Raw genomic sequence first — 26127 nt, 5'->3', positions numbered from 1 at the left:
GTGTGCTGCCCGAGGGGGTCGGTCGCGGTGTGCTTATTTTCGGATATGCGGCACAGACTTCGCCGGGCCCGCCTCCGGGTCCGTCCCACCGCCCGGGCCACGGTCGCCGCGACGGCGACGGTCATGGCGGCGACGATCAGCGGCGCCCTGCTGCTCTGCGCCTTCACCGCCCCCGGCGGCACCGACCCCGATGCCGCGGCCCGCTGCGCGGCGGGCGCCCCGGGCGCCTGCGTCGGCGGCGCCCCGCTCCCCGGCGCCGACCGGCTCGAAGCGGAGACGGCCCAGGGCGACGATCAGGACCCACCGCCTTGGCCCCTCGGCTCCGCGACCCCTACCGCCCTCCCCACCGACCCCGCCCTCCGCGCCCGCCTCCCCATCACCGTCGCCCCCTTGTCCGCCGCCCGCCCCGCCGACGGCGACCGTGAACAGGGCCACCGCGGGCCGCCGATGAGCGGTGACATGGCCCTCGGCGGCTCCTTGGTCCTCCTGGGCTCGGGCCTGGCCCTGACCGTCCTCTACCGCTCACGAACGGAAAACGACGTGTGACCCAGGTCATGCTTACGGTTGTCACGTCCGGACCTCGCCGCCCGTCCAGACACCGACCGGCCCCACAGTCGACCGGTCCGGCCTGGAGAGAGGACGAGACATGGAAACCGTGACCGTACGACGTGTCATCGCGGCCCCGATCACCGACGTCTTCGAGTGGTGCGCCACGACCACCAACTACACCCGCTCCCCGTTCGTGCTCAAGGCCCGCCTGGCCCGTCCGGGCGCGGACGCGCCGTACGGGGTGGGTGCCGTCCGGCTGCACACCTGGCTGATCGGCTGGTTCCGCGAACGCGTCACGGCCTACAACCCGCCCTACGACTTCGCCTACGACGTCGACCGCAGCTACCCGCCGGCCCGCCACGAACTCGGCCGCATGACGTTCGCCGAAGTCCCCGGAGGCACCCTCGTCACCTGGACGACCACCTTCGGTCTTCCCGTCCCGGGCGGCACCCGCCTCGCCCGCCACTTCGCCAAGCCCGTCATCGCCCGCGTCTTCGCCGACATCCTCACCGCCGCCGACAGGTCCCTCGCCACGGGAACGGCCCGGACCTGACAAACCCGAAGCGATATCAAGCCGCGACCGATCCGGAAACGTCCCGGATCGCGCATCCACCGCGCCATCGCCTGACAGCGGCCGTGAGAAGATCCGTGCCCTGCCCGCCGGTTCCGACCCGTGGAGAACGACGATGTACGCGATACCCCTCGACGACAACGGCGGCGAGCTGGGGCCCCTCGAACCGTGGCACGCCGAGGAACTCCTGGCCTGCGTCGTCCGGGGCCGTGACTTCATCGGACGGTACCTCCCCGTACCGAACAAGATCACGGACCTGGAGTCGAGTCGCGCCTACCTCCGTTCCTACATGGAGAAGGCCGCCACCGACACCGGCCGGCTGTACGGCATCCGGCTGGACGGCACGCTGGTCGGCGTCGTCCTGTTCCGCGTCATGGACGTCGAACAGGGCACGGCGGAGGTCGGCTGCTGGCTCGAACCGGCGGCCGCGGGCAAGGGCCTGGTCACCAAGGCCGCGCGGCACATCATCGACTGGGCCGTCGAGGAGCGGGGCCTCCACCGCATCGAGTGGCGCGCCGCGACGCACAACGAGCCCAGCATCGCCGTCGCCCGCCGCCTCGGCATGACGAAGGAGGGCGTCCTGCGGGAGTACTTCCCCCACGCGGGCAAGCGCCACGACTTCGAGATCTGGTCGGTCCTCGCCCCCGAGTGGCGCGCGGCGAAGGCGGCCGCTTCCGCGTAGCCGGCGTCAAGCGAGGGTGTCTCGTTCCTGGATGGCCCGCACGAACGCCGCCCAAGCGCCCGGCTCGAAGGTGCAGGTCCCTTGGGCGCGCGCTTTGCTGTCGCGGACGGCTATGCGGCGGTCGGAAGTGGGGCGGTACTCGACGCACTGTTGGTAGCCGCCGTCGCCGCTGTGCGATGACGTGCGCCAGTGGCTCTCCCGCGAGTAGGGGCTCGTCATTACGCGCCCTTTTGCTGTTGTTCGAGCTCCCACACGATGGACTCCATCAGCTCTGCGGACTGCGCTGCCGACAGTGCGATTGTCTTCAGACGGTTGATCGCTCTCCACGATTTCCTGACCGTCTCATCATCCTCCAGGTACAGACTGTCGTCGAGGTACGGGATGTGTACGACCTCCAAGTTGAGGACTTCGGGGTACGAGAACACGGTGAAGGAGCCCTGGCATACGGTCCATTCAGGTTGACGGAAGGGAACGACCCGGATCGTCAGATCGGGCGACCGGCTCACGGTGATGAGGTGGCGGAGCTGGTTGGCCAGGACGGCCGGGCCGCCGATCTGCTGGCGCAGAACGCCTTCGTGGAGAAGGGCCAGGTATCGCGGCGGATTATCCCGCCGCAGGATGTTCTGCCGTGCGAGGCGGAAATCCGCCCAGAAGTCGACTTCCTCGCTGGGCAGGTGCGGGGAAGCGTGGCGGATGATGGACGTGGCGTATTCCCGGGTCTGCAATAGACCCGGGACGACTTGGGTCTGGAGCGTGGTGATACGCGCGGCCTCCGACTCCAGGGCCAGCAACTCCTTGAAATCCGTGCGGAGTCTGCTGCTGTGCCCCCGCCACCAAGTGCGCTGATTTCCCTCGGCGGCGAGCGCGATCAGCCACTCGCGCATCTTCTCGTCGGCGACTTCGTAAAGAGCGAAGAGTGTCTCAAGCTCCAGGCGGGTCACGCGGTGGCGGCCCGTCTCGATGCGGCTGATCTTGGTGTTGTCGGTGTGGATCGCCTGGGCGGCGTCAGAGGCGCTGATGCCTGCCGCCTCGCGGGCCTCCCGGAGTGCGGTGCCGAGCCTGCGACGGCGGGCGGTACGGCGGGACGCGTGTGCCATGTGCTGCTTCTCCCCTTAAGCGCTTGGGTCCAGCGTGCTGCGTGGGGTGGGCGCGTCGCCTCAATGTGCAGGTTGATCACTCGGAAGGGTGATTACTCCAATTTGGAAGGCTATTCCTTGCTGGTTGGGCGCAGACTGATGGAGCAAGGTCGCAACGGGCAATCTGCGCAGGCGGGTTGCTGTCCACCATCGGGGGCGGGGCTCATGACGTACAGAACCGGCACCTACGTCGTCGACGTGCGGGAGAACCGGCTGGTCCAAGTGATCGGCGCCGCCGAGGGCCGCGTGCAGGTCCGCCGGCCGGGCGGCGGTCTGGAATGGGAAGTGCCGCCGTCCGTCCTGCGGTTGGCGACGCGCGAGGAACGCAACGCGGCGGGGTTGCGGCCGTACCAGACCGGTTGCGGCCGGTGCGCGGAGCTGGAGGCGGCGAGGCGGGCCGCCGCGGGCGGGGGCGACACGGCGGTCGCGGGGGACGCGACGGCGGCGGCGCTGACCCACTGGGTGACGGAGCACTGCGGGCGCGGCGACGAGGGGCGACGATGAGCGCGGGAGCGGCGAGGACGCACACCACCACCGGCCGCCTGGTGCGGCACTGCAAGCACGCGGCGGGTTGGGAATCCTACGGCGGGGCGGACCGCTGCCGGGCCTGCGGGACGCGCCGGTTCACGGAGTACCGGGCGGTGCGGCCGCCCGGCCCCTTGCCGCCGGGGCCACCGCCGCCCGAGGTTGCGCGGACACGGAAGGGGGCGGGGTAACGGCCGCACGGGCGAACCGAATCAGGGGGCCAATCGTCGAGTGGCCCAGCCCTACTGATCCCCACCCGTCGCCGCGCGATCGAGCAGCATCACCGCGTGGACACCGTTGCCCCAAGGGTCGACCTCGGCGATCGTCCGGTAGCCCCACGACCGGTACGCGGCCCGGGCGGGGGTCGCGGCGAGGTGGACGGTGAGGAGGATCCGGTCCGCGTCCGTGGTCTGAAGTAGGGCGTCGTGCAGCCTGCGGGCGAGGCCGTGCCGTCGGTGGGCGGTGCGGACGGCGAGTTCCAGCAGGCAGAAGGTCCGGGGCCGGTCGGCGGGGGCGACGTACGGGTCCCACCAGCCGGACCGCCGGCCGAGGGAGGTGCCCAGCGCCATGCCGAGGGGTTCGCCCGCCGCCGTGCGGGCGAGGGTCGCGCGAAAGCCGGGATGCGCGGCCTCCGCGTGGAAACGGTCGAAGGTCAGGGCGATGTCCGCTTCCGTCTCACGGTACGGGGGTTCGGCGAACGCCTCGGCGTAGACCAGACGGAAGGCGTCCACGGCCCGGACCGCCGCCGGCCCGTTCATGGCCTCCACGGCGGGGAGGTCGGCCGTGGTGCGGGAGGTGGGGTGCGTCATGACCGCCATTGCAGCATCCGGTGCGGAACGAGGTCGGAGCAGGAGTGAGAGGAAGGAGGTGACGGTGACCTGCGGATTTGAAGATCGACGTGACAGGTAGGAAATCGCCTACCTATTCTGGAGGGCATGAACATCACTCACGCCAAGCTCGTCACCCTCCCGGTCGCCGACCAGGAGCGGGCCAAGGACTTCTACGTCGGCACCCTCGGCTTCGAGGTGCTGGTGGACCGCGAGGCGGGTCCCGTGCGCTGGCTCCAGGTGGGGCCGGCCGGCGCGCAGACCAGCTTCACGCTGGCCACCGCCGAGCAGGGCTTCGTCCCGGGGAGCGTGCGCGGCATCATGCTGGAGACGTCGGACCTGGACGCCGACTGCGCCCGGCTGGCGGCGGCGGGGGCCGTCGTCGAAGGGCCGGTGGACCTTCCCTGGGGTCGGCAAGCGACCCTCAGTGATCCGGACGGCAACGGGTTCGTCCTGACGGCCGCGGCTGCCGGGGCGGGTGTGGCCGGCGCGGCCGGTTCCACCGGAACCGAGGGCTGACGGCCGTGGCGGCGGCCGGGACGCGGGTGCGGCAGCACGACCGGATCTTCGCGGCGCTCGCCAACCCCGTGCGACGTGAGGTCCTGCGGATGCTCCGCGACGAGGGGCCGCAGTCCGTGGCGGTGCTCGCCGGGCGGTTCGACATGGCCCGGCCGAGTTTCTCGGAGCACCTGAGGGTGCTCAGGGAGGCCGGACTGGTGAGCGAGCGCAAGGTGGGGCGTCAGCGGCTGTACCGACTGGAGGCGGTGCCGTTGCACGAAGTGCAGGACTGGCTCAGCCCGTTCGAACGCTTCTGGCGAGGGAAGCTCGCCGGGCTCCGCGAGGTGCTCGACCGGATGGACGACGACCCGGGCGCCGACGGTCCAGGCACCGACGGCCCAAGCGCCGACGACCCGGGCGCCGACCCGTCGGGCGAGGCATGCGAAAGCAGTGATCTGTCAGAGAAGTCGGAGAAACCAGAGAAGCGAGAGAAGTGAGAACCATGCACGACAGTCCCGGAACCGGCACGCCCGGCGGCAGCGCCGCCGAGCACCCCGTCCGCACCGACAGGGATGACGACCTCACCGCCATCCACGTCGACGAGTTCCTGCCGCACCCGCCCGACAAGGTCTGGCGCGCCCTCACGGAACCGGAGCTCCTGGCCCAGTGGATGATGCCGGGGGACTTCCGGCTCGTCGTCGGCCACCGCTACACGATGACGGCCATGGCCATGCCCGGCACCGGGTTCTCGGGCACGATCCGGGCCAAGGTCCTGGCCTTCGAGCCGGAGCGGATGCTCAGGGTCGGGTGGCGGGACGCCGACCCCGACTCCCGGTCCGGCGCCGACTGGACGATCACCTGGACCCTGGAGGGGGAGGGTCGGGGCACCCGCCTCTTCCTCGTCCACGAGGGCTTCGACCCGGACAACGCCCTCCAGATGCGCGCCCGTTCGATCATGGACGGCGGCTGGCGGTCCGGCGTGCTGCGCGGCCTGCGGGCGGTTCTCGACCGCATATGACAGCCGGACCGCGGGGCGGCGGGGGCGCCCGCCGGACGGGACGGCGGCCGCCGGCGGGCAAGTGACGTCGAGCAGGCGGCGGTCGGCGGGAACGGGCAGGCGGCGGTCAAAGGGTGACCGTGCGGCCTTCCGTCGCCGACGACTTCGCCGCCTCCAGGACGCGCAGCGCCGCCGCCGCCTCCGCCGCGGTGACCGGCGGCCGGCCGCCGGTGCGCAGGGCCTCGACGATCGCCGCGTAGTAGGCGGGGTAGTCGCCGGGAAGGGTCGGCACCGGGTCGCCGCCGCCGGTCAGCGGGGACTCGCCCTCGCCGAGCCGGCCCCAAAGGGACCGCGGTTCGACACCCCAGGGCGTGCCGTCGCCCGGGCGCAGGCCCTCGCGGAGGGCGGCCTCCTGCGGGTCGAGGCCGTACTTGACGTAGCCTCCGTCGCTGCCCAGCACCCGGAAGCGGGGGCCGAGTTGGGCTGTGGTGGCGCTCATCCAGAGGTGGGAGCGGACGCCGCCGGCGTGGCGGAGGGCGATGAAGGTGTCGTCGTCCGCCTCGGCGCCCGGGCGGCGGACGTCCGCCTCGGCGTAGACGCTGACGACGGGTCCGAAGAGGGTCAGCGCCTGGTCGACCAGGTGGCTGCCGAGATCGTAGAGGAGGCCGCCCAGTTCGGCGGGGTCGCCGGACTCGCGCCAGCCGCCCTTGAGGTGCGGGCGCCACCGTTCGAAGCGGGACTCGAAACGCAGCACACGACCGAGGCTGCCGTCGCCGATCAGGGAGCGGACGGTACGGAAGTCGTTGTCCCAGCGCCGGTTCTGGAAGACGCTGAGCAGCAGTCCGTGCCGGTCGGCGAGGGCGTCCAGTTCCTCCGCCTCGGCGGCGGTGGCGGCGAGGGGCTTGTCGACGACGACCGGCAGCCCGGCCTCCAGGGCACGGCGGGCCAGTGGCACATGGGTGCGGTTGGGGGAGGCGACGACGATCAGGTCGAGGTCGTCGGCGCGGGCGAGGAGTTCGCCGGGGTCCGCGACGGTCCGGGCTCCGGGGTGTTCGGAGGCGACCTGGCGCTGCCGCTCCGGGTTGGCGGTGACGACCGTGTCGAGGGCCAGGCCCTCGGTGGCGGCGATCAGCGGAGCGTGGAAGAACGACCCCGCGACGCCGTAGCCGATCAGGCCGACGCGGAGGGGGGTGTCGGAGATGCCGTCCATGCCGCTACTTTGGCAACACTGTTGCAAAAGTGCAAGCGCCCGCGACAATGGTCCGGTGAACAGGACCGATCCCGGAGCCAACCTGGCCGCGTTGCGCGACCACAACACCGCCGTCGTGCTCGGGCTGCTCCGCTGCGCCGGCCCGGCCGGCGCCAGCCGGTCCGAGCTGGCCGCCCGGGCGGGGCTCACCCCGCAGGCCGTCAGCAAGATCACGGGTCGGCTGCGGGACGCGGGGCTGGCCGCCGAGGCGGGCCGCCGCGCCTCCACCGGCGGCAAGCCGGCGACTGCCCTGTGCCTGGTCCCCGGCGCCGCCCACGCCGTGGGGGTGCACCTCGACCGGGACGCGCTCACCGTCACCCTCGTCGACCTCACCGGCACCGAGACCGCCACCCGTACCGCGCCACTCGACTTCGGGGCCGGGGCGGAGGCCGTGCTGGACGCGGTGGCCGGCGCGGTGAGCGCGCTGCTCGCCGACCACGCCACCGGTGACGTGCTCGGCGCCGGCGTCGCCGTTCCCGGCCCCCTCGACCACCGCAGCGGCGTCCTGCACCGCGTCACCGGCTTCCCCCGGTGGGACGGCTTCCCGCTCCGCGACGCGCTGGGCGAACGGCTCGGGCTGCCCGTCGTCGTCGACAAGGACACCAACGCCGCCGCCCTCGGCCTCGCCCTCCGCGCCCCCCGCGCCACCGGCTCCTTCGCCTACCTGCATCTGGGCACCGGCCTCGGCGCCGGACTGGTCCTCGACGGCGGCGTCCACCGTGGACCCCGCACCGGCGCGGGGGAGTTCGGGCACCAGGTCGTCATGGTCGACGGCCCCCAGTGCGCCTGCGGGGACCGCGGCTGTCTCGAAGCGCTCTGCCTCGCCGCCGTCGCCGAGGGCGACACCACACGCGCCGCGCGGCTGCTCGGCGTCGGCGCGCTCAATCTCGTACGCCTCCTGGACATCGACGGCGTCCTGCTGGGCGGCGGCGTGGTGCTCGCGCGGCCCACGGCCTTCGTCGACGGGGTCCGGGACGCGCTCGGCGGCGCGGTGCCGGTCGACGTCGCTCCCGAAGGGGCGCGGGTGGTCGTCGGGGGCGCGGCGGAGCTGGTGCTCGCACCTTTGTTCGGGGCCTGAGGGGTGGGTGGCGGATCCCCGTCGCCCGTCGCTCCCTCACCCCTCCGGGGGAACGCAATGCACCCTTACCGACCAACCGCGTTGTTCCTCATGCGATGCCCGCTTTCCGAACCGCCACCCGGAAGGGAACCTCATGAGAACCGCCGCCCTCCTCCCCGCCCTCGCCGCCGCCCTGCTGCTCACCGCCGCGGCCCCCGCCACCGCCGCGCCGCACGGGATCAGCCGGACGTACCAGGACCCGGCCGGCAAGGCCGCCACCCACACCCTCCTCTGCCCGGGGCGCGAACACGCGCACAGCGGAGGGGCGCAGGTGGAGCCGCACAACTACGTGGCCAGCTCCGCGCCGACGGCCGACCGCCGCGGCTGGACGATCACGACCGAACCGCTCCCCGGCAACACCCGAGCCCGCAAGGTGACCCTCTACGTCCTCTGCGCCTGACGGGACGGCCGCCCCGCGGCGCGAGCGGCCGGCGGTGAGCCGGTGAGGGCGCCAGGCGCCCGACCCGACCCCGCTCACCGCCGTCCGGGTGACCCGCCCCTCGTCCCAACGGGCGGAAGTTCACCGCCGGTCGGGGGACATGTCCGTCGTGTCCTTCGCCATCCGGCGCCCGGCGGGGATGTTCCGGCCACCGGGTATCACCAGAGCCACCAGAGCCACCGAGTTCCCGGAGCCCCCAGCAGTAAAGGTTCCCCGATGTCGTTGTCCCGCGCGCTGCCGAACCCCGTATCCGCCGCGCACGCCCTCGCGGCGCGCGCGGCGGCGCTCGCCCTGCCGCTCCTCGCTGCGCCGCTCCTCGCCCTGCCGGTGCTCGTCCTCGGCCCGAGCCCACCGGCAGCCGCCTCCGTCCCGGCAGTCGCCCCCCTCCCACCCGCGGCACCGGCCGCCCCCACTGTCCCCACCGTCCCCACCGCCGCCCACCGCCGCGACCGGCCGGGATGCGGGGAGGCGAACCGCACCGACTTCCCGATCGCCTCCCGCCTCTCCGGCGGCCCCGACGCCTACGAGCGCGGCGCCCCCGCGCCCGCCTGGGAGTTGGAACTCCGCAACGTCACGGGCCAGGAGTGCCGGGACGTGCACCCCGTCGCCGTCCTGGCCGACGGCAAACGGGCGCTCCGGCCCGAGCACATCCACCTGGAGTTCTACGACAAGGACGGGGCGCGCTGGCGGCCGGTGCGGTTCGAGCGGACCGAGGAGGCGGAGAACGTCGGCGTCTTCGACGGCGGTTCGTCCGGATTCCACGGTTTCTCCGTCCCCGCCGGCCGGACCGTCGTCGTCCCCCTGCGGCTCGGTTTCACCGACGCCGCCCCCGACGGACGCGTCACCGCGAACGTCACCGCCGTCCAGCGGCGCGGCGCGGACGGCGCCTGGGTCGGGGAGTCCGGCGACTACACCTTCACCGTCACCCCCGCCCCGACCGCCCCCGCCGCGTCCCCGCCCGCCCGTCCGGGCCCCACACCGCACGCCGTCCCCGCGCCGGGCCGCGACCCCGGCCCGCCCGCCCTCGCCGCGACCGGCGGCCCGCACACCGTGCCCGTACTCGGCACCGCCGCCGCCGTCTGCCTCGCCGGCGGGGCGGGTCTGCTGCTGTGGGCCCGCCGGATGCGGCGCTGACGGGCCCCGGCGGGCCGGCCGTCCGGAAGGCCACCACCGCGGGCTGACTAGGCTGGGAGGCGCCGGCCGGCGGGCGAGCCCCGCCGGTCCGGTTCGTCCCCGATCCGGCGAGGGGCCTCCGGGCCCGGCGGCGGGCCGCCCAGCATGGCAGGAGTTCCGCAGTGGCAGAGCGCAAGCCCATCGAGTCCTGGCTCACCGACATGGACGGTGTGCTGATGCACGAAGGCGTCCCGGTACCGGGGGCGGACACCTTCATCTCCCGCCTCCGGGACTCCGGGAAGCCCTTCCTGGTGCTCACCAACAACTCCATCTACACCCCGCGCGACCTGCACGCCCGCCTCCAGCGGATCGGCCTCGACGTGCCCGTGGGCAACATCTGGACCTCGGCCCTGGCCACCGCCCAGTTCCTGGACGACCAACGGCCGGGCGGCACGGCGTACGTCATCGGCGAGGCCGGACTGACCACCGCGCTGCACGACATCGGCTACGTCCTCACCGACGCGGACCCCGACTACGTCGTTCTCGGCGAAACGCGGACCTACTCCTTCGAAGCGCTCACCAAGGCGATCCGGCTGATCAACTCGGGCGCCCGGTTCATCGCCACCAACCCCGACGAGACCGGCCCCTCCGCCGAGGGCGCCCTGCCCGCCACCGGTTCCGTCGCCGCGCTGATCACCAAGGCGACCGGCCGGGAGCCCTATTTCGTCGGCAAGCCCAACCCGCTGATGATGCGGGCCGGTCTGAACGTCATCGGCGCCCACTCGGAGACCAGCGCGATGATCGGTGACCGGATGGACACCGACGTCCTCGCCGGGCTGGAGGCCGGCATGGAGACGTTCCTGGTGCTCACCGGCCTGACGCGGCCGGACGAGATCGACCGCTACCCCTTCCGGCCGTCCCGCGTCGTCGACTCGATCGCGGATCTCACCGAACTGATCTGAAACGGGCACGCACGGAAGCGAAGGCCGTCCCGAACGGCGGACGGCCCTGCCCGCCGTTCGGGCGGTACGGACATCCGGATCGTCACCGGTTGGAGTAACGGGAGCACGGAGCGGATGCGCGGCCGCTCCGGGCCGGGTGAACTTCTGAGGTATCAGGAGGTTCATCATGGTTTCAGTCCGCTCCGCACTCTGTGGTGCGCTGGCGGCGGTCGCCGTCGGTGCCGCTCCCGCCCATGCCCTCGATGATCCCGTGACCACCCGGACCGCGACGGTCGACATCGTCCCCCTCACCGCCAAGCCCGGCGCCGACGTGCGAGTCCGCGTCTCCGGGTGCACCGGCGAACGCGCCACGGCCGTCTCGGAGGCGTTCGTGACCGACGCCAAGCTCACCCGCGACGCCACCGGCCACCTCGCCGACGCCACGGTCCGCTCCACCACCACGGCCGGCACCTACCCGGTGCGGATCAGCTGCGACGGGCGGGACGGCGTCGCGGAAGGCCAGTTGATCGTCCTTCCGGAGGCCGGCGCGGCCTCCCTGGTCGACGGCCACGACGGCCACGACGGCCATGACGGCCGGGGCCCCGCCGCGAACGGCCACGACGGCCACGACGGCCTCGTCGCCCAGGAGCGCGCTCCGGAGCAGGACCACGGCGTCCCCGTGGCGCCGGTCCCGGCCGGAGGCGGCGGTACCGCCCCCGTCGCCGCCTCGGGTACGCCCTCCACCCCCGGCCTGGTCGTCGGCGGCGTCGGCGTCCTGATCGCCGGCGGTCTGATCTGGTACCGCCGACGTACCGAGGCGGGCAGACGGTGAACGGAAGCGACCGGGTGCCATGTCGGAACCACGCGCCAGCGGCCACGGCCGCCTCCTGACGGGCCTGGCCTGGGCCGCCCTGCTGCTCGCCCTGTGGCTGTGGGGACGCGAGGCCACCGAGGTGCCCATGGGCTCCTGGCCGGCCACCGGCGACGTGGCCGCCGCCGGCCGGCCGCCCGCCCGGGAACTGCCGCCGCCGCTCGCCCCGCTGCCCGGCGCCGAGCCGGAACGGCTGGCCATCCGGGCCATGGGGCTGCGCGCCCCGGTCGAGGCGCACGGCCTCACGCCCCAGGGGGCGGTGGAGCCGCCGCCGTACGACCGGCCGGACGCCGTCGCCTGGTACCGGGGCGGCCCGCAGCCCGGCAGCCTCGGCGCGGCCGTGCTCGTCGGGCACGTCGACACCGAACGGGCGCCCGCCGTCTTCGCCGAGCTGGGCAAGCTCAAGCGCGGCGAGACCGTCACCGTCACCCGGGTCGACGGCTCCACCGCCGACTTCACCGTCGAGGACGTCACCGTCTTCGCCAAGGACCGGTTCGACGCCGCCCGGGTCTACGGACCGCACGACACCGGCCGGGCCGAACTCCGGCTGATCACCTGCGGCGGCGATTACGACCGCACTCGCCGTGAGTACAGCGCCAATGTGGTCGTCTCCGCCTACCTGACCGGAAGCGGCCGGGCCTGAACCGTGCAAGAAGCGGCAATTGTGCTCCGAGAGAGCGATCTGCCGTCATGTCATGAGATGACTGCCCACGCTCGTGGGCACGCTGTGCCAGCATGGGGGCGACCGGTTCATTGTCCCGAGGGGACCCGAGACGTCTCCCGGAAGTACACCCAAGGGGGAGTGGATGTACGGCAGTCACACCGGCCACACCCGCCCAGCGCGTACGGCCCTGACCCGTACCAGCACCGCGATGGCCGCCCTGGCTGCGCTTGCCGGCCTCACCGGAATCACCGGCTGCTCCTCCGACGACGAGGCCGCGGGCCCCCGCCCGCAGCCGTCCGCCGCCTCCCCGTCCCAGCTCCCCCGGGAGCGCTCCCCGTTCTGGGTGAACCCCAACGGCAACGCCGCCCGGCAGGCGGCCCGGCTCCTCGGCGCCGGCAAGGAGCAGGAGGCCCGGCTGATCGCGAAGATCGCCCAGCAGCCGGTCGCCGAGTGGATCGGCGTCGACGACCCCGAGAGCCAGACCCGCGGCTTCACCGAGGCGGCGGCCAAGGCCGACCGCGACGCCCTCCTCGTCCTCTACAACATCCCGCACCGCGACTGCGGCCAGTACTCCCAGGGCGGCGCCGCCGACGGCGACTCCTACCGCGCCTGGCTGGACCGCGCGGCGAGCGGCATCGGCGACCGCAGAGCCACCGTCATCCTGGAGCCCGACGCGCTGCCGCACATGGAGGACGGCTGCACCCCCCAGCAGTTCCACGAGGAGCGGTACGCCCTGCTCAAAGAGGCCGTCCGCAGGCTGAAGGCGCTGCCGCGCACCAAGGTCTACCTGGACGCCGGCAACCCCAGCTGGGTCACCCCGGCCGGCCGGATGGCCGAGCCGCTGCGCCGCGCGGGCATCGACCGGGCGGACGGCTTCGCGCTCAACGTCTCCAACTTCCAGACCACCGAGGCCAGCAAGGAGTACGGGCACACCCTCTCGGCGCTGGTGGGCTACAAGCACTTCGTCATCGACACCAGCCGCAACGGCAACGGGCCGCTCTCCGACGGCGACCACGAGAAGGCGTGGTGCAACCCCTCCGGGCGGGCGCTCGGCGAGCCGCCCACCACCCGTACCGGCGACCGGCTGGTCGACGCCTACCTGTGGGTCAAGCGGCCCGGTGAGTCGGACGGGGCCTGCAAGGGCGGGCCCGACGCGGGGGAGTGGTGGGAGACCTACGCCCTGGAGCTGGCCCGGAACGCGCGCTCCTGAGCCGTCCCGGCCCGCCGTCCGGCGGGCTCAGTCCTTCTTCTACTCTTCCTTCTTCTCGTCGTCCCTCTTCTCCGCCGCCGGGACCTTCACCCACACCGCCTTCGACGGGGTCCCCTCCTCGTCCACCACTATGACCATGTACCACCCGGGCGGCACCAGGGACGGGTCCTTCGGGAGGGTCACGGTGAAACGATCGGTTCCCTCCTTCTTGAGGTCCAGGGCGATCGACCGCTGTTCGATGTTGGTGACGTGGGTGAACGAACCCGGCCGGATCAGCCGGGCCTTGGCGACCCCGTGCGCGGAGGTGATCCGGTAGGTGGTCTTGTCGCCGAGCTTCACGATCCGCCGGTCGGTGTCCCTGATCTCCGGGCGGTCGCCCTTGTGGAAGAGGTACGGCGGTGTGTACAGGTCGATCTGCTGCTGGAAGACGCCGGGTTGGGTGTTGTCCTTGTCCCGGAAGAGGGAGTCGGAGCCGAAGGTCATCACCCGTCCGTCGGGCAGCAGCAGTGCGCCTGAGTGGTAGTTGCGGCCCACCAGCGGATCGGCCACCCGGTGGGAGGCGTTGGCCTTGGGGTCGTAGATCTCGGCCTTGAGGACGTTGGAGGCGCTGCGGCCCCGGTAGTCGCCCGAACCGTTGGTGGTGAGGACCGTGTCGTCCGGCAGGATGACGCTGCTGGGGTAGCGGGCCTTGGCGTACAGGTCCGGGCCGTCGTGGAAGCGGGGGCGCTCGGTGTGCAGGTCGACGATGCGCGTCCTCGCCGTCGACTTCTTGTCCTCGCCGACCCCGCCGCCGCCGAGCACCATGTACCGCTGGTCCTGGGCGGGCGGCAGCAGGACGGACATCGAGGTCTCCAGGGCGTCCGGGTCGCTGATGCCGGGGACCGGGATGAACGAGTTGTTCCCCAGGTCCCACACGCCCGGGTCGCGGCCCTTGTCCGCCGGGCCGTAGCCCGCGTTGGAGCCGGTGTAGAAGATCTTGCCCTTGTCGGTGAGGAAGAGCGCCGGGTAGGTGGGGAAGAACCGCTCCTGCGGGAGGTAGGTCCACTTCTTGGTCTTGGGGTCGTAGACCTCGTTCTTGCCGGGGACCACCTGGCCGATCTCGTCCAGGCCCGAGACGGAGAGGACCTTGCCGTCCTGGAGGGTGGTGAGCGTGGGGTACCAGCGGGCCTCGTTCATCGGATCGACGGTGACGTAGCGCTCCGCGACCGGGTCGAACTCGAAGGCGTCCTTGATGCCCTGGAAGTCCTTCTTGTCGAACGACAGCTTGTTGGCGATGCCGTAGAAGTTGCGGGCGTCGTCGCCGGTGAGGCCCTCGATGCGGTAGTTGTCGGTGAGGCCGGTGGCGTGCTCCTGGCCCTTCTCCAGCGCTTCGACGTAGACCCGGGCGGTGCTGACGGTGACCTTGACCTTGCCGTCCTTGCCCTGCTCCTTCTTGGCGCGCGGCACCAGCACGGCGTCCTTCGACTCGAAGGTCTTGCCGGACTGCTTGCCGGTGAACCGGGTGCCGGCCGGGAAGGTCATCGGCTTGTCCGGGTTCTCGTTGTGGACGATCATCAGCCCGCCGGCCCGGGTGACATCGCCCTCCAGCTTCTCGTAGCGCTGGGTGCCGCCCGCGACCAGCAGCTTTCCGTCCGGCAGCTGGGTGTGGCCGGCGCAGAAGAGGTCCTTGGGGGTGGGGACGTTCTTGAAGGTGTTCCTCTCGGGGTCCCACAGGACCGTCCGGAAGGTCTTCGCCGCGAAGTTGGCGGCGTTGTTGCCCGAGCCCGCGACCAGCAGCACCTTGCCCGTCTGCAGCAGTGCCGCGTGGATCGTGTTGATCCGGTACTCGTCCGGGACGTCCACCACGTCCCAGTGGCCGTTCTTCGCCTTGTACTCCGGCTTGTTGATTTTGTACTCGTGGTACTGGTCCGAGGCGTAACCCCAGATCGCCGGCCCGTTCATGCCCGCCAGGACGAGGACCACCGCCGCGCCCACCGCCGTCCGGCGGGTGCGGCGGCCGATGACGGTCCCGGAACGGCGGTCGGTCAGGTGCCGGAGTCTCATGGCTGGGCTCCCTCGGGCTGCTTGCCGTGGCGCGCGGTCCACCACCAGGCGACGATCGGCGCGACCGTGATGACGACGGCCAGGGCCGCCCAGGTGCGCATCGCCGCGTGGCTGTGACCGAGGAAGAACGAGGCCACCAGCGAACCGCCGAAGATCAGTAGGAAGAAGAGGTGGATGCGGAAGGTGCCGAAGAGGGTGTCGGGGCTGGCGGAGTCACCCTTGGGGGTGACCACGAAGCGGCTCTTCCGGCGCAGCACCGCGTCGAGCAGCGAGCGGGCGTAGACGGGCGCGGAGAGGGCGGACATCACCATGCCGGCGATCCCGCCGGAGCCCTCGGGCTCGTGGGGGGAGACGTTGTGCCGGCGGTTCCAGATGTAGAGGCCGATCTGGAGGGCGGCGGCGTCGCTGTAGAGCATCATCCAGATCTGCGAGTCGATCTGGATGCCGGCCGCGCCCAGCCCCAGGAAGAGGGTGCAACTGAGGGCGCCCAGCATCCAGTTGACCGCGGTCATCGGGTAGTAGATGACCATCAGCGTGTAGTTGAGGAAGGGGCCGGGCGCGAGGCTGAAGGGGCCCTTCCAGTACTGCTTGATGATCGTCTCGTAGGTGCCCCGGGACCAGCGCAGCTGCTGGGTGAAGAAGTCCGTCCAGGCGTTGGGGCCCTCCCCGACGGCGAGGACGTCGGGCGTGTAGACGGAGCGCCAGCGGCGGCCGGTGGCCGGATTGCGGTGGCGGTGGAGCTCGAAGCCGGTGGCCATGTCCTCGGTGATCGAGTCGTAGAGGCCGCCGACGCCCTTGAGGGCGCTGATCCGCACCGCGTTGTTGGTGCCGACGAACATGGGGGCGCCGTAGCGGTTGCCCGCGCGCTGGATGAGGGCATGGAAGAGGAACTGCTGGCTCTCGGCGGCCTTGGTGACCGTCGCGTCGTAGTTCCCGTACACCTGAGGTCCAACGACAAAGGCGACATTGGGGTCACGGAAGTAACCGAGCATCCGCTCCAGGAAGTTGGGCAGCGGTACGTGGTCGGTGTCCACGGAGGCGAAGAAGTCGTAGTCGTCGCCGTGCGCGTCCAGCCAGGCGTTGTAGTTGCCGTGCTTGGTCCGCGCCCGGTGCGGGCCCTTGGGGCGGTTCCACTTCTCGACCCCCTTGCGGGTGAAGTGGCGCACTCCCAGCCGGGCGCACACCGCCTTGACCTCGGGGTCGTCGCCCTCGTCCAGGAGCCAGACGTCCACGGGGCCGCGGTGGCGGACCCGTACGGCGGCCTCCAGCGTCCGGGTGACCATCGCGATCGGCTCCTTGCCGGGCACGAACGAGGTGAGGAACGCGACCCGGGTGCCGGTCTCGGGGACGACGGGTATGGGGTCGCGGGCGACCAGGGTGGCATGGGCGTTGGAGACGACGTTCAGCGTCCGGAAGAGCTCGATCAGGCCGATGGAGACCAGCATGACCAGGTCGAGGACGCGCATCAGCGGCCCGGCGTGGTCGCGCTGCACCCAGTGGGCGGGCTGCAGCAGCCAGAGGAGGAGGACGACGGAGACGACGGGGGCCGCGCCCAGCAGGAGCGCGGCCCGGATCCGGTGCGGCTCGTCGGCCAGCAGGCTGCGGTAGCGGACGGTGTACGGGCCGTCCCCCGGGCGGGTGAGCGGGCCGGCGAGCCGGCTGTAGTGCTCGTAGTCGTAGCGGGGGTGGAAGGGTCTGGGGGCGCGCGGGCGGGCCGAGCGCGGCGGGGCGGCTCCGCGCCGTGCGTCGTCCGGCCCGGGTGGCGCGGGGATGCGCGGCCGGGTGGTGACCGACGGGTCGCGGGGCGGATCGTACGGGATCTGCCGCCGCGCGTCGGCAGGCGTGGACGTCATCAGTCATTCCCCCCACACGCGGGAACCCCGCGTGGTACGCCGGTACATGAACCCCGGCCGGCTCCCCCTCGGCCGGCACGGGCGCCTGGACACCGGCTCCCTCCGGTGTCTCCCGACTCACTGTGTGCACGGTGAGACGGGGATCACAGCCGCCGATCAGGATCTCCGACGCCTCTTCATGATCGCAAGGGTGAAACGAGCGGTTTACCGGGCAAAGCGGTAGTCCAGTCGGAGACGTGTACGAATGTCGCAGAAGTGATCGCGGATGGCCTCTTCCGTTCGTTCCGCGTCACCCGTTCGCACCGCCGTGACGATGGCCCGGTGCCGGGCGCAGACCGCCCCCGGGTCGGTCCGCGTGGCGGACGGGCCGGGGCGCACCCGGTGGAAAGCGGTCCAGTACGCCTCCGGAACCGTGTCGAGCAGAGGGTTGTCCAGTCCCCGGCGGAGCACGGCGTGGAAGGCCCGGTCGGTCTCCGCGCCGACCGGTCCGGCCAGGGCCTCGTCCGCCATCCGGGCGACGATCGCGTCCAGCTCGGCGAGGTCCGCCGCGGGCACGTGCCCGGCGAGCCGCCGGGCCAGCCCCGTCTCCACCGCTTCCCTGAGTTCCAGCAGCTGGAGCAGGCTGTCCTCGCCGCGCCGGTGACCCGCGACGGTGCGGAAGGCGAGGGCCTCGACCACCGGTTCCATGGTCATCGGGCCCACATAGGTGCCGAAGCCGCGTCGGATCTCGACGATGCCCATCGCCTGGAGCGCCTTCAGCGCCTCGCGCACGCCCGTGCGACCCGTCCCCAGCAGCTCGGTCAGTTCGCGCTCGGTGGGCAGCGGTGCCCCCGGCGGCAGCCGGCGGTCGACGATGAGCCTTTTGATCCGCTCCGGATGGTCACTGGGCATGGGGAGACTGTGCCCGGGTGTCATCCGCTTGGCCAGCACACGAAAGCGCGGGGGAGAACGTGGGGACGGTGGCGCGAAACGCCGAGAGGCCCCTCACGGTGAGTGAGGGGCCTCTCGGCTGTCTGTGCGCCGCCAGGGACTCGAACCCCGGACCCGCTGATTAAGAGTCAGCTGCTCTAACCAACTGAGCTAGCGGCGCCTGCTGACAGAGAAAACTCTACCTCACTCCTGGGGGTGCCGATGACCACCCTGGCGGAGTACGCGCCCGCGCCGGGTGGACCGCCGTCCGGGTCCGTGCTGGTGGGAGGCCCGGGGGAGCCGGTGGACCGCCGTGAGGTGCGGGGCGCGCGGACCGTTGAGAAGCTGGCGGAGCGGTGCCCGAGGCAATCGATCGCACGCCCGCGGGCGACCGCGGACCGAGGGCGGAAGGCGGTGGAACGGTGCGGACGACAGCCGGTGGACCGATACCCGACGGCCGTGTGCGCCCCCGGCGCACCACGGCGTCCGCCCCGCCCGGCGCGGGCGGTGGCACTGCGGAGAGTGACGAGGACGCCGGGCACCGGCGGTGTGCCGTCCGGGGCGCCATCGTGGCGGCCGTGGGCGCGGCCGTCATAGCCGGTTCCGGCACGGCCGCGGCCGTGCCGGGCGACCCGCCGGATCCGGTGGCCGCGCCCGCCGCCGCGCCCGCCGCGCCGGAGGCCGCCGGGGGGCCGGCCACGGATGTGGACGCCGGCGCGGACGAGGACGGGGTGGCGGAGGAGGCGTCCGGTGCCGGGGGTGAGGGGGAGACCGGCGCGCTCCCCGTGGAACCCGAGACGCCCGAGACGGGGGAAGGGGCGCTGCCGGAGGCGGACGGGACGGGGGCCGACTCCGGAGGCTCCGGAGATACGGCTGTCCCCGCCGAACCGGCCGCCCTGCCCTCGCCGGGCACCGAGGCGCCGGCCGCCGGCTCGGACGCCGTGGGCGCCGCCGCCGCGGCCAAGGGGCTGGAGGCGGCCGTCGCGTACGCGCTGGCGCACATCGGCGACGTGTACGCGCTGGGCGGCACGGGTCCGCACCGCTGGGACTGCTCCGGACTGGTACAGGTGGCGTACCGCCGGGCGGGCGCCCGGCTGCCGCGCATCGCCGCGGATCAGTACCGGGCCACGGCACGGATTCCGCGCACGTCCCTGCGCCGCGGGGACCTGGTGTTCTGGTCGCGGAACGGACGGGCGTCCGGCGTCCACCACGTGGCGATCTACCTCGGCGGCAACCGGTACCTGGAAGCGGCCCGGCCGGGCACCAAGGTACGGATCTCGACGTTCGCCCGGTACAAGCCGAACCTGTACGGGCGGGTGCGGCTGCCCTGAGTCCCTGCCGCTCCCCACGGGGCGGACGTCACCGCTTGCGGAACGCCACCCTCGCCAGCACCCCCGCCACCACCAGTGCCCCGACCGCCAGCACCACGAGGTCCGGAACGGCGTTGCCGATCCGGGAGGCGGTCTCCTCCAGGCTCGCCTCCTGGTCGGCGTCGAGGAGTCCGGGAAGCCCGGTCGTCCCGTCGTACCGGAGGAAGAGAACGCCGATGGCGATGAAGAAGAGGCCGGAGAGAAGGGAGGTGGTGTGGAGGCGGAGGCGACCCATCCGTATCTCCCGTCCCCGGAGCCAGCCCCGGGTGCCCAGCCGGAAGCGGTCCCAGAACAGGGCGAGGACGAACAGCGGGAGGGCCATCCCCAGGGCGTAGACGGCGAGCATGGCCGCCCCCTGGAGCGCCTCGCCGCGCATCGCCGTCATGGCCAGCACCGAACCGAGGATCGGCCCGGCACAGAAACCGGCGAGTCCGTACACGCAGCCCAGCAGGTAGGTGGAGGCCGCCGTGCGCGGGGTGATGCGGCCGGCCGCCGCCTGGGCCCGGCGTGAGGCGAAGCCCAGGCCGAGGATCTGGGCGGCGCCCAGGGCGATCACGATCCACCCGCCGGCCGTCACGAGCGCCTCGCGGTGGCCGTTGAACAGCCGGCTGGCCGCGCTGGACGCCGCGCCCAGCGGGACCAGCGTGGTGGCGAGGCCGAGGTAGAAGACACCGGTCCGGGCCAGCAGCCGGCCCGGGCTCGCGAGCGAGTAGGCGAAGAACGCGGGCAGCAGCAGCGCGCTGCACGGGCTGACCAGGGCGAGGACGCCGCCGAGGAACGCGGCGAGGTAGCCGATGTCGGTCATGCGCCCGGCCCGCCCTTCGGCTTCGCGGAGTCCTTGTCGTCCTCGGAGTCCGTGAAGCCCTCGGATTCCTTGGAGTCCTGGGGGTTCTTGGCCGCCTTGACCAGCCGGGCCTGTTCGATGGCCGCCTCGAACTCCTTCATCGGCTGGGCGCCGGCGAGCGGCCGGCCGCCGACGAGGAAGGACGGGGTGCTGCTGACGCCGAGGCGGTAGCCCTCCTGCTGGTCCTTCTTCACGGCCTCCTCCGAGGCGTCGCTCTTCATGTCCGCGCGGAAGCGGTCGAGGTCGCCGACCCCGGCGGTGCGGGCCAGATCGACGAGCTTGTCCTCGGCCAGGGCGTCGCCCTTGCGGGTCTTGGCGTAGAGCTCGTCGTGGAACTGCCAGAAGCGGCCCTGCCGGCCGGCCGCCCAGGAGGCACGGGCGGCGCGCTGCGAGGGATCACCGAAGATCGGGAAGTTGCGGAACTCGATCCGCAGGACGCCCTTGTCCACATACTTCTTGATCAGTTCCGGCTGGCTCTCGCGGGTGAAACGGCCACAGAACGAACACTGGTAGTCGGCGTACTCCACCAGCACCACGGGCGCGTCCGGCTTGCCTAGGGCGAGCGGGTCGTTCTTCTCGCGGCGGCTCGTCATCCGCTCGGCCTCGTCGAAGAGGGACTGCTGGGGGTCGGCGGAGGCGGTGGCGGCCGGCTTGGCACGGTCGTCACGGTCGTCCGAGCCGCCGGAGCTCTTGGCGATCGCCAGGCCCGCGGCGACGACCGCCACGACCAGGGCCGCGCCCGCGCCCACGGCGGCGAGCCGGCGGCCGGTGGTGGAGGGGGTGGCCGGGGACGTCTTGTTCGACGGCGCTTTCTGCGTGTTCTTCGGGTTGCGCGCGTTTTTCTTGGAGGAAGGGGACATAGCGGGCGGAGCTCCCAAGGTCTCGACGGAATCCAGGCATGCCGGAGTACGGCCCGGCGCGGGCCGTACGGGCGGGTCTAGATCCGCAGGACGGGGAGGAGTTCGGCGCTGCCGACGAGCGACGCCGGCGGCGCCCGGGGGACGCGGGCCTGTGGCGCCGTGGCCTGGGGGAGCGGAGCGCGTGCGGTGGCGGACGCGGTCAGCGGGTCGGTGGGGGCGTGCGGGACGACGATCTCCGCGCCCTTCAGCGGCGCGTCGAGTGGCCGGCAGCTCCCGCCGCCGGAGTCCCGGTCGTCCCGGGAGGAGGCGACCACCGCTCCGGTCGGGGGCGGCGCCTCCGACCGCGACGCGGTGAGCGGACGGGGAGCGGCGGCGGTCGCCGCCGGACCGGACGGGCCGAGGAGGGCCGCGCCGAAGAGGGTGGGGCCGGAGCAGGCCGGGCCGAGGACGGCCAGCAGGAGCAGCAGCATCAGGCCGGCTGCCGAGGGGCGGCGCCGCTGGGGCATGTGACCGCTCCTCTCCCTCGACTTCCCGGCGTCCGCCGGCCTCCGCTACGCAGAAGGCCCCTCACCGGAGTGAGGGGCCTTCTGCTGTCTGTGCGCCGCCAGGGACTCGAACCCCGGACCCGCTGATTAAGAGTCAGCTGCTCTAACCAACTGAGCTAGCGGCGCTCGCTGACGAGATAAATACTACCTGGTCCCGAGGGGTGCTTCGCACCACCTGCCGCTCGGGGGCCACTCGGGCCTCACTGGAGGGCCAGGGAGAGCAGCATCGGGGCGGCGTGCCGGTTGAGCGCGTCCGCCGCCTGGCGGAGCCGGTGGGCGTGGGCGAGCGGCAGTGAGAGGGCGAGGCAGCCGACCCGCTTGCCCGCCGTGACGGGGACGGCGGCGCAGACCGTGCCCACCGCGTACTCCTGCAGGTCGAGGACGGGAACGCTGGCGGGCTGCGCGGCGAGCCGGGTGAGCAGCGTCTTCTCGTCGGTGATCGTCCGGGAGGTGAGCCGGGCGGTCCGGTGCCGGGAGAAGTGGTCGCGCCGGTCGTCGTGGTCGAGCTGGGTGAGCAGGCACTTGCCCAGCGCGCTGGCGTGGGCGGCGGTGCGGAAGTCGACCCACTCGTGCACGCGGGGCGTGCCCGGCCCGTCCGCGTACTGGGTGATGCGTACCTCTCCGTCGACGTACCCGCTGAGGTAGACGGCGGCGCCGACGGTGTCGCGCAGCCGGGCGAGCGCCCGCTGGAGCCGGGCGGCGAGGGCGGCGTCGCGGTCGCCGCCCATGGTCAGCAGGGCCAGGGCGGGGCCCGCGGTGTACGCGTCCTCCCCGACCCGGGTCACGTACCGCTCCCGGTGCAGCATCGCCAGTAGGTGGGCGAGGCGCCCGGCGGGCAGGCCGGACTCCCGGGCGAGCTGGGCCTCGCTGACGCCGCCGGAGTATTTGGTGACCGTCTCCAGGACGCGCAGGGCGTGCTGCACCGAGTGGAACGGTGTGATCGGCTCGGGCTTGAGCGCCACGGCTTCCCCTTGGCTGGTCGCGCGGGTGTTCCGCTTCTCACGATAGGGCGAAGCGGGCCGTGCGGAGAGGGTGTTGCGCGAGAAGGGGAGGCTCCGGAACGCTCCGGGCTGTGGGGCCGGTCGGGGGCATATGCCGTCGGTATGTCGAAACGGTCGGCTGATGGGACCACCCGGGGGCGGGAATAAAGCGGAGTGAGTCTCCGGTTCTCTTCCGGCGGGACCGGCGGAAGGACGTCGCCCCCGCATGCGCGGGCGGCGCGTCCGCCGGACCCGCGACAGAGCAGCGCGCACCGCGCGACGGCGAGCAGGGAGGCGGGCCACCGTGGCCGACGAGCACGACGAGATCATCCGGGCGACTCCTCGTGGACGCGCCCCCGTCCCGTTGTCCGTACTGGACCTGGCCACCGTGGGCGCCGGCCGCACGGCGCGGCAGGCGCTGGAGACCACCGTCGAGCTGGCCCGGCTGACCGAGCGGCGCGGCTACCACCGCTACTGGGTCGCCGAGCACCACTCGATGCCCGGTGTCGCCAGTTCCTCGCCCGCCGTGATCCTGGCCCACCTCGCGGCCCGGACGGACCGGATCCGGCTGGGATCCGGCGGAGTGATGCTGCCCAACCACGCGCCGCTGGTGATCGCCGAGCAGTTCGGCACCCTGGAGGCGTTCGCGCCGGGACGGATCGACCTGGGCCTCGGGCGCGCACCCGGCACGGACGGCGCCACCGCCGCCGCCCTGCGCCGGGCGGACCGGCTCGCGGAGGGGGCGGACGAGTTCCCGCAGCAGCTCTCGGAGCTGATCCGCTTCCTCGACGACGACTTCCCGGACGGCCACCCTTACGCCCGGATCCATGCCGTCCCCGGTCCTGTCCAGGGGCGGGTGCCCGGCGGGGTGCAGCGGGCCGACCGGCCGTCCGTCTGGCTGCTCGGCTCCTCCGGGTTCAGTGCCCGGTTGGCCGGGGCGCTCGGGCTGCCCTTCTCCTTCGCCCACCACTTCTCGGCGGCCAACACCGTCCCGGCCCTCGACCTCTACCGCGCCTCCTTCCGCCCGTCGGCCGTCCTCGACCGCCCGTACGCCAAGATCGGCGTCCAGGCGCTGGCGGCGGACGACCCGAAGGAGGCGCGCCGCCAGGTGCTCACCGGAGCGCTGTCCATGCTCCGGCTGCGCCGGGGACGGCCGGGGCTGGTGCCTACTCCCGAGGAGGCCGAGGCGTATGAATTCAGCGAGATGGAACGGGACTTCGTCGACGACTGGCTGCGGAACGTGGTCTACGGCACCCCGGACGAGGTGCGGGAGGGACTGGACGCGCTGGTGCGGCGGACGGGCGTTGACGAACTGATGATCACGGCCAATGTGCACGGCGCCGACACCCGGCTGCGCAGCTATGAGCTGATCGCGGACGCTTACGGGATGCCGGGCGCCTTCGGCGCGTAGGGGCGCTGCGGCCGGGCCGGCCGGCCCGCTCGGCGCACACCGGCCAGGGCGGGCGGGTGGCGACCGTACCGCATCGGCGTACGCCGGCGCGTGGCTCGGGCGTCGAGGGGCGCCTCGAGCGCGCCGCGCGCGGTTCACACCGCCGCTCGCGCCCCCACCCCCAGCAGCGCGGAGATCCGCTCCGCGCCCACCGGGCGGGAGTAGAACCAGCCCTGCCCGGTGTCGCAGCCGATCCGTCCCAGCCGTTCCGCCTGTTCCGCGTTCTCCACGCACTCCGCGGTCACCGTCAGTCCCAGCCGGTGCGCCAGTTGCACCAGGGCCTCGACGATCGTCTCGTCCGCCGGGTTCGGCGGCTCGTCGGTGCGGAAGCCGTGGACGAACGAGCCGTCCAGCTTCAGCGTGGAGACCGGGAGTCTGCTGAGGTAGGAGAGGTTGGAGTAGCCGGTGCCGAAGTCGTCGATGGCGATGGCGACGCCCATGTCGCTCAGCCGCCGCAGTTGCTGGAGCGGCCGGCCCGCCGAGCCCATCACCGCCGATTCCGTCAGCTCCAGTTGGAGCAGGCGCGGCGGCAGCCCCGTCTCGGCGAGGATGGCCGCCACGTCCGCCACCAGGTCCGAGTCCCACACCTGACGGACCGCCACATTGACGCTGACGACGAGCGGTTCGTCGGGCCGTTCCAGTTGCCAGCGGCGAGCCTGGCGGCAGGCGGTCTCCAGCACCCAGCGGCCGAGCGGCACGATCGCACCGGTCTCCTCGGCCAGCCCGATGAACCGATTCGGCGCGAGCGTGCCGAACTGCGGGTGGTGCCAGCGCACCAGCGCCTCCACCCCGCGGACGACCCCGTCGCCCAGACCGACCAGCGGCTGGTACTGGAGGACGAACTCGCCCCGGTCCACGGCCGGTCGGAGCGTGCTGGAGAGCGCCTGCCGGGTCATCCGGTGGGCGTTGCGCTCCGGGTCGAAGAGCGCCCAGCGCGCCTTGCCGTCCGCCTTCGCCCAGTACAGGGTGGTGTCCGCGGCCTGCATCAGCTCGGTCGCGTGGGTCCCGGCCGCCGGGCGCTCTACGACGCCGATGCTCGCCGAGACCGCCAGCCGTTGCCCGTTCACCTCGAACGGCCGCTGGAGCGCGGCCAGTACGGCGGTGGCGAGCGCGACGAGCTGCTCGGTGCCGGCCGACTCCTCCACGAGCAGCGCGAACTCGTCGCCGCCCAGCCGGGCCACCAGGTGGCCGCCCTCCGCGGCGCAGTCGCGCAGCCGGCGGGCCACCGCGCAGAGCAGCCGGTCGCCGGCGCGGTGGCCGAGGGTGTCGTTGACGGCCTTGAACCCGTCGAGATCCAGGTAGCACAGGCCGATCCGGGCGTCCTCGTCCTCCTCCGCGGCGGCCAGCGCGGCCGCCAGCCGCTCGAAGAACAGGCTGCGGTTGGGCAGCCGGGTCACGGGATCGTGCATCCGCAAGTGCCGCAGCCGGGCGCGCAGGTCCCGCCGCTCGCTGATGTCGGCGACGGACAGCAGGGCGTCGCGCCCGCCCGGCAGCGGGGTGACGGCCACCTCGGCCCACACCGCCCGGCCGCCGGGACGCCGCAGCCTGCGCGTGCAGTTGAGCCGGGCCCGGCGGCCGAGCAGCACTTCCCGGTACGCGTTCCAGGTGCGGGAGTCCTCGCGCAGCCCGGTGAACTCGGCCGCGGGACAGCCCTCCAGCCGGGCGGGGTCGGTGCCCAGCAGCGCCCCGAGGGCGTCGTTGGCGACGCGCACCAGGCCGTCGGCCCCGACGACGGCCATCCCGAGGTGCGCCGCCCGGAAGGCAGCGCGGAAATCGTCCGCGTTGACGTGACGTTGTGTGACGACAGGCGCCGCCGCACCCGGCGCGCCGCCCTGGCCGTCGAGGGTTCCGCTCACCGCTCGCTCCCGCGTGGCAATCGTTCCG

The 26127-nt window shown here is 72.9% G+C and carries 29 protein-coding genes and 2 tRNA genes; 17 read left to right on the top strand and 14 right to left on the bottom strand.

Annotated elements, in window-relative coordinates; translation table 11 throughout:
- Positions 1-45: 45 nt before the first annotated feature.
- The 3 genes from J7W19_RS11650 (at position 46) to J7W19_RS11640 (ending at position 1802) form a co-directional block, all read left to right on the top strand.
- Positions 46-546 (top strand): hypothetical protein, encoded by a 501-nt coding sequence (locus J7W19_RS11650; RefSeq protein WP_004952433.1) that lies wholly within the window; start codon positions 46-48, stop codon positions 544-546.
- Positions 547-646: 100 nt separating this feature from the next.
- The gene (locus J7W19_RS11645; RefSeq protein ID WP_004952430.1) at positions 647-1102 is read left to right on the top strand and encodes an SRPBCC family protein; all 456 of its coding nucleotides are present in this window, start codon (positions 647-649) and stop codon (positions 1100-1102) included.
- A 133-nt stretch (positions 1103-1235) separates the two neighbouring features.
- Positions 1236-1802: a GNAT family N-acetyltransferase gene (locus tag J7W19_RS11640; protein ID WP_004952427.1), complete on the top strand. Its 567-nt coding sequence runs from the start codon at positions 1236-1238 to the stop codon at positions 1800-1802.
- A gap of 6 nt (positions 1803-1808) precedes the next feature.
- Here J7W19_RS11640 and J7W19_RS11635 read toward each other — a convergent pair whose 3' ends face one another.
- Positions 1809-2021 (bottom strand): DUF397 domain-containing protein, encoded by a 213-nt coding sequence (locus tag J7W19_RS11635; RefSeq protein ID WP_004952424.1) that lies wholly within the window; start codon positions 2019-2021, stop codon positions 1809-1811.
- Positions 2021-2899, bottom strand: a complete 879-nt coding sequence (locus tag J7W19_RS11630) for a helix-turn-helix domain-containing protein (protein WP_004952422.1) — start codon at positions 2897-2899, stop codon at positions 2021-2023. Before J7W19_RS11630 ends, J7W19_RS11635 begins: the two co-directional genes overlap by 1 nt.
- 204 nt (positions 2900-3103) lie before the next feature.
- On the opposite strand from J7W19_RS11630, the gene J7W19_RS11625 reads away from it, so the two are divergent.
- Both J7W19_RS11625 and J7W19_RS33820 read left to right on the top strand, forming a co-directional pair.
- Complete coding sequence (locus J7W19_RS11625) at positions 3104-3442, top strand: hypothetical protein (RefSeq protein WP_210455326.1); 339 nt, start codon at positions 3104-3106, stop codon at positions 3440-3442.
- Positions 3439-3654: a DUF6255 family natural product biosynthesis protein gene (locus tag J7W19_RS33820; protein WP_411848833.1), complete on the top strand. Its 216-nt coding sequence runs from the start codon at positions 3439-3441 to the stop codon at positions 3652-3654. Before J7W19_RS11625 ends, J7W19_RS33820 begins: the two co-directional genes overlap by 4 nt.
- 51 nt (positions 3655-3705) lie before the next feature.
- On the opposite strand, the gene J7W19_RS11620 is transcribed toward J7W19_RS33820, so the two are convergent.
- Positions 3706-4272 (bottom strand): GNAT family N-acetyltransferase, encoded by a 567-nt coding sequence (locus J7W19_RS11620; protein WP_233478094.1) that lies wholly within the window; start codon positions 4270-4272, stop codon positions 3706-3708.
- Between the two features lie 126 nt (positions 4273-4398).
- Between J7W19_RS11620 and J7W19_RS11615 the strand changes: the two genes are divergently transcribed.
- Genes J7W19_RS11615 through J7W19_RS11605 form a run of 3 tightly spaced genes read left to right on the top strand, consistent with a single transcriptional unit; the run spans position 4399 to position 5806 of the window.
- Entirely contained in the window at positions 4399-4809 is a 411-nt protein-coding gene (locus tag J7W19_RS11615) for a VOC family protein (protein ID WP_004948953.1), read from the top strand.
- Between the two features lie 26 nt (positions 4810-4835).
- The gene (locus J7W19_RS11610) at positions 4836-5285 is read left to right on the top strand and encodes an ArsR/SmtB family transcription factor (protein ID WP_233478093.1); all 450 of its coding nucleotides are present in this window, start codon (positions 4836-4838) and stop codon (positions 5283-5285) included.
- Between the two features lie 5 nt (positions 5286-5290).
- Positions 5291-5806, top strand: a complete 516-nt coding sequence (locus tag J7W19_RS11605) for an SRPBCC family protein (protein WP_004948949.1) — start codon at positions 5291-5293, stop codon at positions 5804-5806.
- 106 nt (positions 5807-5912) lie between these two features.
- Here J7W19_RS11605 and J7W19_RS11600 read toward each other — a convergent pair whose 3' ends face one another.
- Positions 5913-6995: a Gfo/Idh/MocA family oxidoreductase gene (locus tag J7W19_RS11600; protein ID WP_004948947.1), complete on the bottom strand. Its 1083-nt coding sequence runs from the start codon at positions 6993-6995 to the stop codon at positions 5913-5915.
- A 55-nt stretch (positions 6996-7050) separates the two neighbouring features.
- On the opposite strand from J7W19_RS11600, the gene J7W19_RS11595 reads away from it, so the two are divergent.
- The 7 genes from J7W19_RS11595 (at position 7051) to J7W19_RS11565 (ending at position 13389) form a co-directional block, all read left to right on the top strand.
- Positions 7051-8112, top strand: a complete 1062-nt coding sequence (locus J7W19_RS11595) for an ROK family transcriptional regulator (RefSeq protein ID WP_004948946.1) — start codon at positions 7051-7053, stop codon at positions 8110-8112.
- 133 nt (positions 8113-8245) lie between these two features.
- Positions 8246-8551 (top strand): hypothetical protein, encoded by a 306-nt coding sequence (locus tag J7W19_RS11590; protein WP_004948944.1) that lies wholly within the window; start codon positions 8246-8248, stop codon positions 8549-8551.
- 255 nt (positions 8552-8806) lie between these two features.
- Complete coding sequence (locus J7W19_RS11585) at positions 8807-9724, top strand: hypothetical protein (protein ID WP_004948943.1); 918 nt, start codon at positions 8807-8809, stop codon at positions 9722-9724.
- Positions 9725-9885: 161 nt separating this feature from the next.
- Positions 9886-10665, top strand: coding sequence for an HAD-IIA family hydrolase (locus tag J7W19_RS11580; protein ID WP_004948942.1), 780 nt, complete (start codon positions 9886-9888; stop codon positions 10663-10665).
- Between the two features lie 250 nt (positions 10666-10915).
- On the top strand, positions 10916-11476 hold the full coding sequence (locus J7W19_RS11575; RefSeq protein WP_004948940.1) for a hypothetical protein: 561 nt from the start codon (positions 10916-10918) through the stop codon (positions 11474-11476).
- A gap of 19 nt (positions 11477-11495) precedes the next feature.
- Positions 11496-12158 carry a class F sortase gene (locus J7W19_RS11570; RefSeq protein WP_004948939.1) on the top strand — a complete coding sequence of 221 codons (663 nt, stop codon included), beginning with the start codon at positions 11496-11498 and terminating at the stop codon, positions 12156-12158.
- A 163-nt stretch (positions 12159-12321) separates the two neighbouring features.
- Positions 12322-13389, top strand: coding sequence for a glycoside hydrolase family 6 protein (locus tag J7W19_RS11565; protein WP_004948938.1), 1068 nt, complete (start codon positions 12322-12324; stop codon positions 13387-13389).
- Between the two features lie 39 nt (positions 13390-13428).
- Here the strand turns inward: J7W19_RS11565 and glxA are convergent, their stop codons facing one another.
- From glxA to J7W19_RS11545, 4 genes are all read right to left on the bottom strand, one after another.
- Positions 13429-15432, bottom strand: a complete 2004-nt coding sequence (gene glxA / locus J7W19_RS11560; RefSeq protein ID WP_004948937.1) for a radical copper oxidase GlxA — start codon at positions 15430-15432, stop codon at positions 13429-13431.
- Positions 15429-17285, bottom strand: coding sequence for a glycosyltransferase family 2 protein (locus tag J7W19_RS11555; RefSeq protein ID WP_004948936.1), 1857 nt, complete (start codon positions 17283-17285; stop codon positions 15429-15431). The genes glxA and J7W19_RS11555 overlap by 4 nt, the downstream gene beginning before the upstream one ends.
- Positions 17286-17489: 204 nt before the next feature.
- Positions 17490-18176: a FadR/GntR family transcriptional regulator gene (locus J7W19_RS11550; protein ID WP_004948935.1), complete on the bottom strand. Its 687-nt coding sequence runs from the start codon at positions 18174-18176 to the stop codon at positions 17490-17492.
- 125 nt (positions 18177-18301) lie between these two features.
- Positions 18302-18375 (bottom strand) — tRNA-Lys (locus J7W19_RS11545).
- A 397-nt stretch (positions 18376-18772) separates the two neighbouring features.
- Between J7W19_RS11545 and J7W19_RS11540 the strand changes: the two genes are divergently transcribed.
- Positions 18773-19525, top strand: a complete 753-nt coding sequence (locus J7W19_RS11540) for a C40 family peptidase (RefSeq protein ID WP_158688803.1) — start codon at positions 18773-18775, stop codon at positions 19523-19525.
- Between the two features lie 28 nt (positions 19526-19553).
- On the opposite strand, the gene J7W19_RS11535 is transcribed toward J7W19_RS11540, so the two are convergent.
- From J7W19_RS11535 to J7W19_RS11515, 5 genes are all read right to left on the bottom strand, one after another.
- Positions 19554-20369 carry a cytochrome c biogenesis CcdA family protein gene (locus tag J7W19_RS11535; RefSeq protein WP_004948933.1) on the bottom strand — a complete coding sequence of 272 codons (816 nt, stop codon included), beginning with the start codon at positions 20367-20369 and terminating at the stop codon, positions 19554-19556.
- Positions 20366-21268, bottom strand: a complete 903-nt coding sequence (locus tag J7W19_RS11530; protein ID WP_004948932.1) for a DsbA family protein — start codon at positions 21266-21268, stop codon at positions 20366-20368. Before J7W19_RS11530 ends, J7W19_RS11535 begins: the two co-directional genes overlap by 4 nt.
- Before the next feature lie 77 nt (positions 21269-21345).
- Positions 21346-21774, bottom strand: a complete 429-nt coding sequence (locus J7W19_RS11525; RefSeq protein WP_004948931.1) for a hypothetical protein — start codon at positions 21772-21774, stop codon at positions 21346-21348.
- Between the two features lie 91 nt (positions 21775-21865).
- Positions 21866-21939, bottom strand: a tRNA-Lys gene (locus J7W19_RS11520).
- Between the two features lie 74 nt (positions 21940-22013).
- Complete coding sequence (locus J7W19_RS11515; RefSeq protein WP_004948930.1) at positions 22014-22775, bottom strand: IclR family transcriptional regulator; 762 nt, start codon at positions 22773-22775, stop codon at positions 22014-22016.
- Between the two features lie 322 nt (positions 22776-23097).
- Here J7W19_RS11515 and J7W19_RS11510 point away from each other — a divergent pair, with 322 nt between their 5' ends.
- On the top strand, positions 23098-24204 hold the full coding sequence (locus J7W19_RS11510; RefSeq protein ID WP_004948929.1) for an LLM class flavin-dependent oxidoreductase: 1107 nt from the start codon (positions 23098-23100) through the stop codon (positions 24202-24204).
- 134 nt (positions 24205-24338) lie between these two features.
- Here the strand turns inward: J7W19_RS11510 and J7W19_RS11505 are convergent, their stop codons facing one another.
- Complete coding sequence (locus J7W19_RS11505; RefSeq protein WP_004948928.1) at positions 24339-26099, bottom strand: putative bifunctional diguanylate cyclase/phosphodiesterase; 1761 nt, start codon at positions 26097-26099, stop codon at positions 24339-24341.
- Positions 26100-26127 lie beyond the last annotated feature (28 nt).

It is taken from the genome of Streptomyces mobaraensis NBRC 13819 = DSM 40847, from assembly GCF_017916255.1.
Lineage (GTDB): Bacteria > Actinomycetota > Actinomycetes > Streptomycetales > Streptomycetaceae > Streptomyces > Streptomyces mobaraensis.
This window is presented reverse-complemented; position numbering and strand designations above follow the sequence as displayed.

What these genes read in the sequence shown, in the direction of transcription:
- J7W19_RS11585 (WP_004948943.1), top strand. Translation starts at nt 8,807, where the DNA reads ATGTCGTTGTCCCGCGCGCTGCCGAACCCCGTATCCGCCGCGCACGCC.
- J7W19_RS11650 (WP_004952433.1), top strand. Translation starts at nt 46, where the DNA reads ATGCGGCACAGACTTCGCCGGGCCCGCCTCCGGGTCCGTCCCACCGCC.
- J7W19_RS11530 (WP_004948932.1), bottom strand. Translation starts at nt 21,268, where the DNA reads ATGTCCCCTTCCTCCAAGAAAAACGCGCGCAACCCGAAGAACACGCAG.
- J7W19_RS11590 (WP_004948944.1), top strand. Translation starts at nt 8,246, where the DNA reads ATGAGAACCGCCGCCCTCCTCCCCGCCCTCGCCGCCGCCCTGCTGCTC.
- J7W19_RS11630 (WP_004952422.1), bottom strand. Translation starts at nt 2,899, where the DNA reads ATGGCACACGCGTCCCGCCGTACCGCCCGCCGTCGCAGGCTCGGCACC.
- J7W19_RS11565 (WP_004948938.1), top strand. Translation starts at nt 12,322, where the DNA reads ATGTACGGCAGTCACACCGGCCACACCCGCCCAGCGCGTACGGCCCTG.
- J7W19_RS11615 (WP_004948953.1), top strand. Translation starts at nt 4,399, where the DNA reads ATGAACATCACTCACGCCAAGCTCGTCACCCTCCCGGTCGCCGACCAG.
- J7W19_RS33820 (WP_411848833.1), top strand. Translation starts at nt 3,439, where the DNA reads ATGAGCGCGGGAGCGGCGAGGACGCACACCACCACCGGCCGCCTGGTG.
- J7W19_RS11555 (WP_004948936.1), bottom strand. Translation starts at nt 17,285, where the DNA reads ATGACGTCCACGCCTGCCGACGCGCGGCGGCAGATCCCGTACGATCCG.
- J7W19_RS11625 (WP_210455326.1), top strand. Translation starts at nt 3,104, where the DNA reads ATGACGTACAGAACCGGCACCTACGTCGTCGACGTGCGGGAGAACCGG.
- J7W19_RS11550 (WP_004948935.1), bottom strand. Translation starts at nt 18,176, where the DNA reads ATGCCCAGTGACCATCCGGAGCGGATCAAAAGGCTCATCGTCGACCGC.
- J7W19_RS11535 (WP_004948933.1), bottom strand. Translation starts at nt 20,369, where the DNA reads ATGACCGACATCGGCTACCTCGCCGCGTTCCTCGGCGGCGTCCTCGCC.
- J7W19_RS11645 (WP_004952430.1), top strand. Translation starts at nt 647, where the DNA reads ATGGAAACCGTGACCGTACGACGTGTCATCGCGGCCCCGATCACCGAC.
- J7W19_RS11570 (WP_004948939.1), top strand. Translation starts at nt 11,496, where the DNA reads ATGTCGGAACCACGCGCCAGCGGCCACGGCCGCCTCCTGACGGGCCTG.
- J7W19_RS11600 (WP_004948947.1), bottom strand. Translation starts at nt 6,995, where the DNA reads ATGGACGGCATCTCCGACACCCCCCTCCGCGTCGGCCTGATCGGCTAC.
- J7W19_RS11605 (WP_004948949.1), top strand. Translation starts at nt 5,291, where the DNA reads ATGCACGACAGTCCCGGAACCGGCACGCCCGGCGGCAGCGCCGCCGAG.
- J7W19_RS11635 (WP_004952424.1), bottom strand. Translation starts at nt 2,021, where the DNA reads ATGACGAGCCCCTACTCGCGGGAGAGCCACTGGCGCACGTCATCGCAC.
- J7W19_RS11525 (WP_004948931.1), bottom strand. Translation starts at nt 21,774, where the DNA reads ATGCCCCAGCGGCGCCGCCCCTCGGCAGCCGGCCTGATGCTGCTGCTC.
- J7W19_RS11620 (WP_233478094.1), bottom strand. Translation starts at nt 4,272, where the DNA reads ATGACGCACCCCACCTCCCGCACCACGGCCGACCTCCCCGCCGTGGAG.
- J7W19_RS11640 (WP_004952427.1), top strand. Translation starts at nt 1,236, where the DNA reads ATGTACGCGATACCCCTCGACGACAACGGCGGCGAGCTGGGGCCCCTC.
- glxA (WP_004948937.1), bottom strand. Translation starts at nt 15,432, where the DNA reads ATGAGACTCCGGCACCTGACCGACCGCCGTTCCGGGACCGTCATCGGC.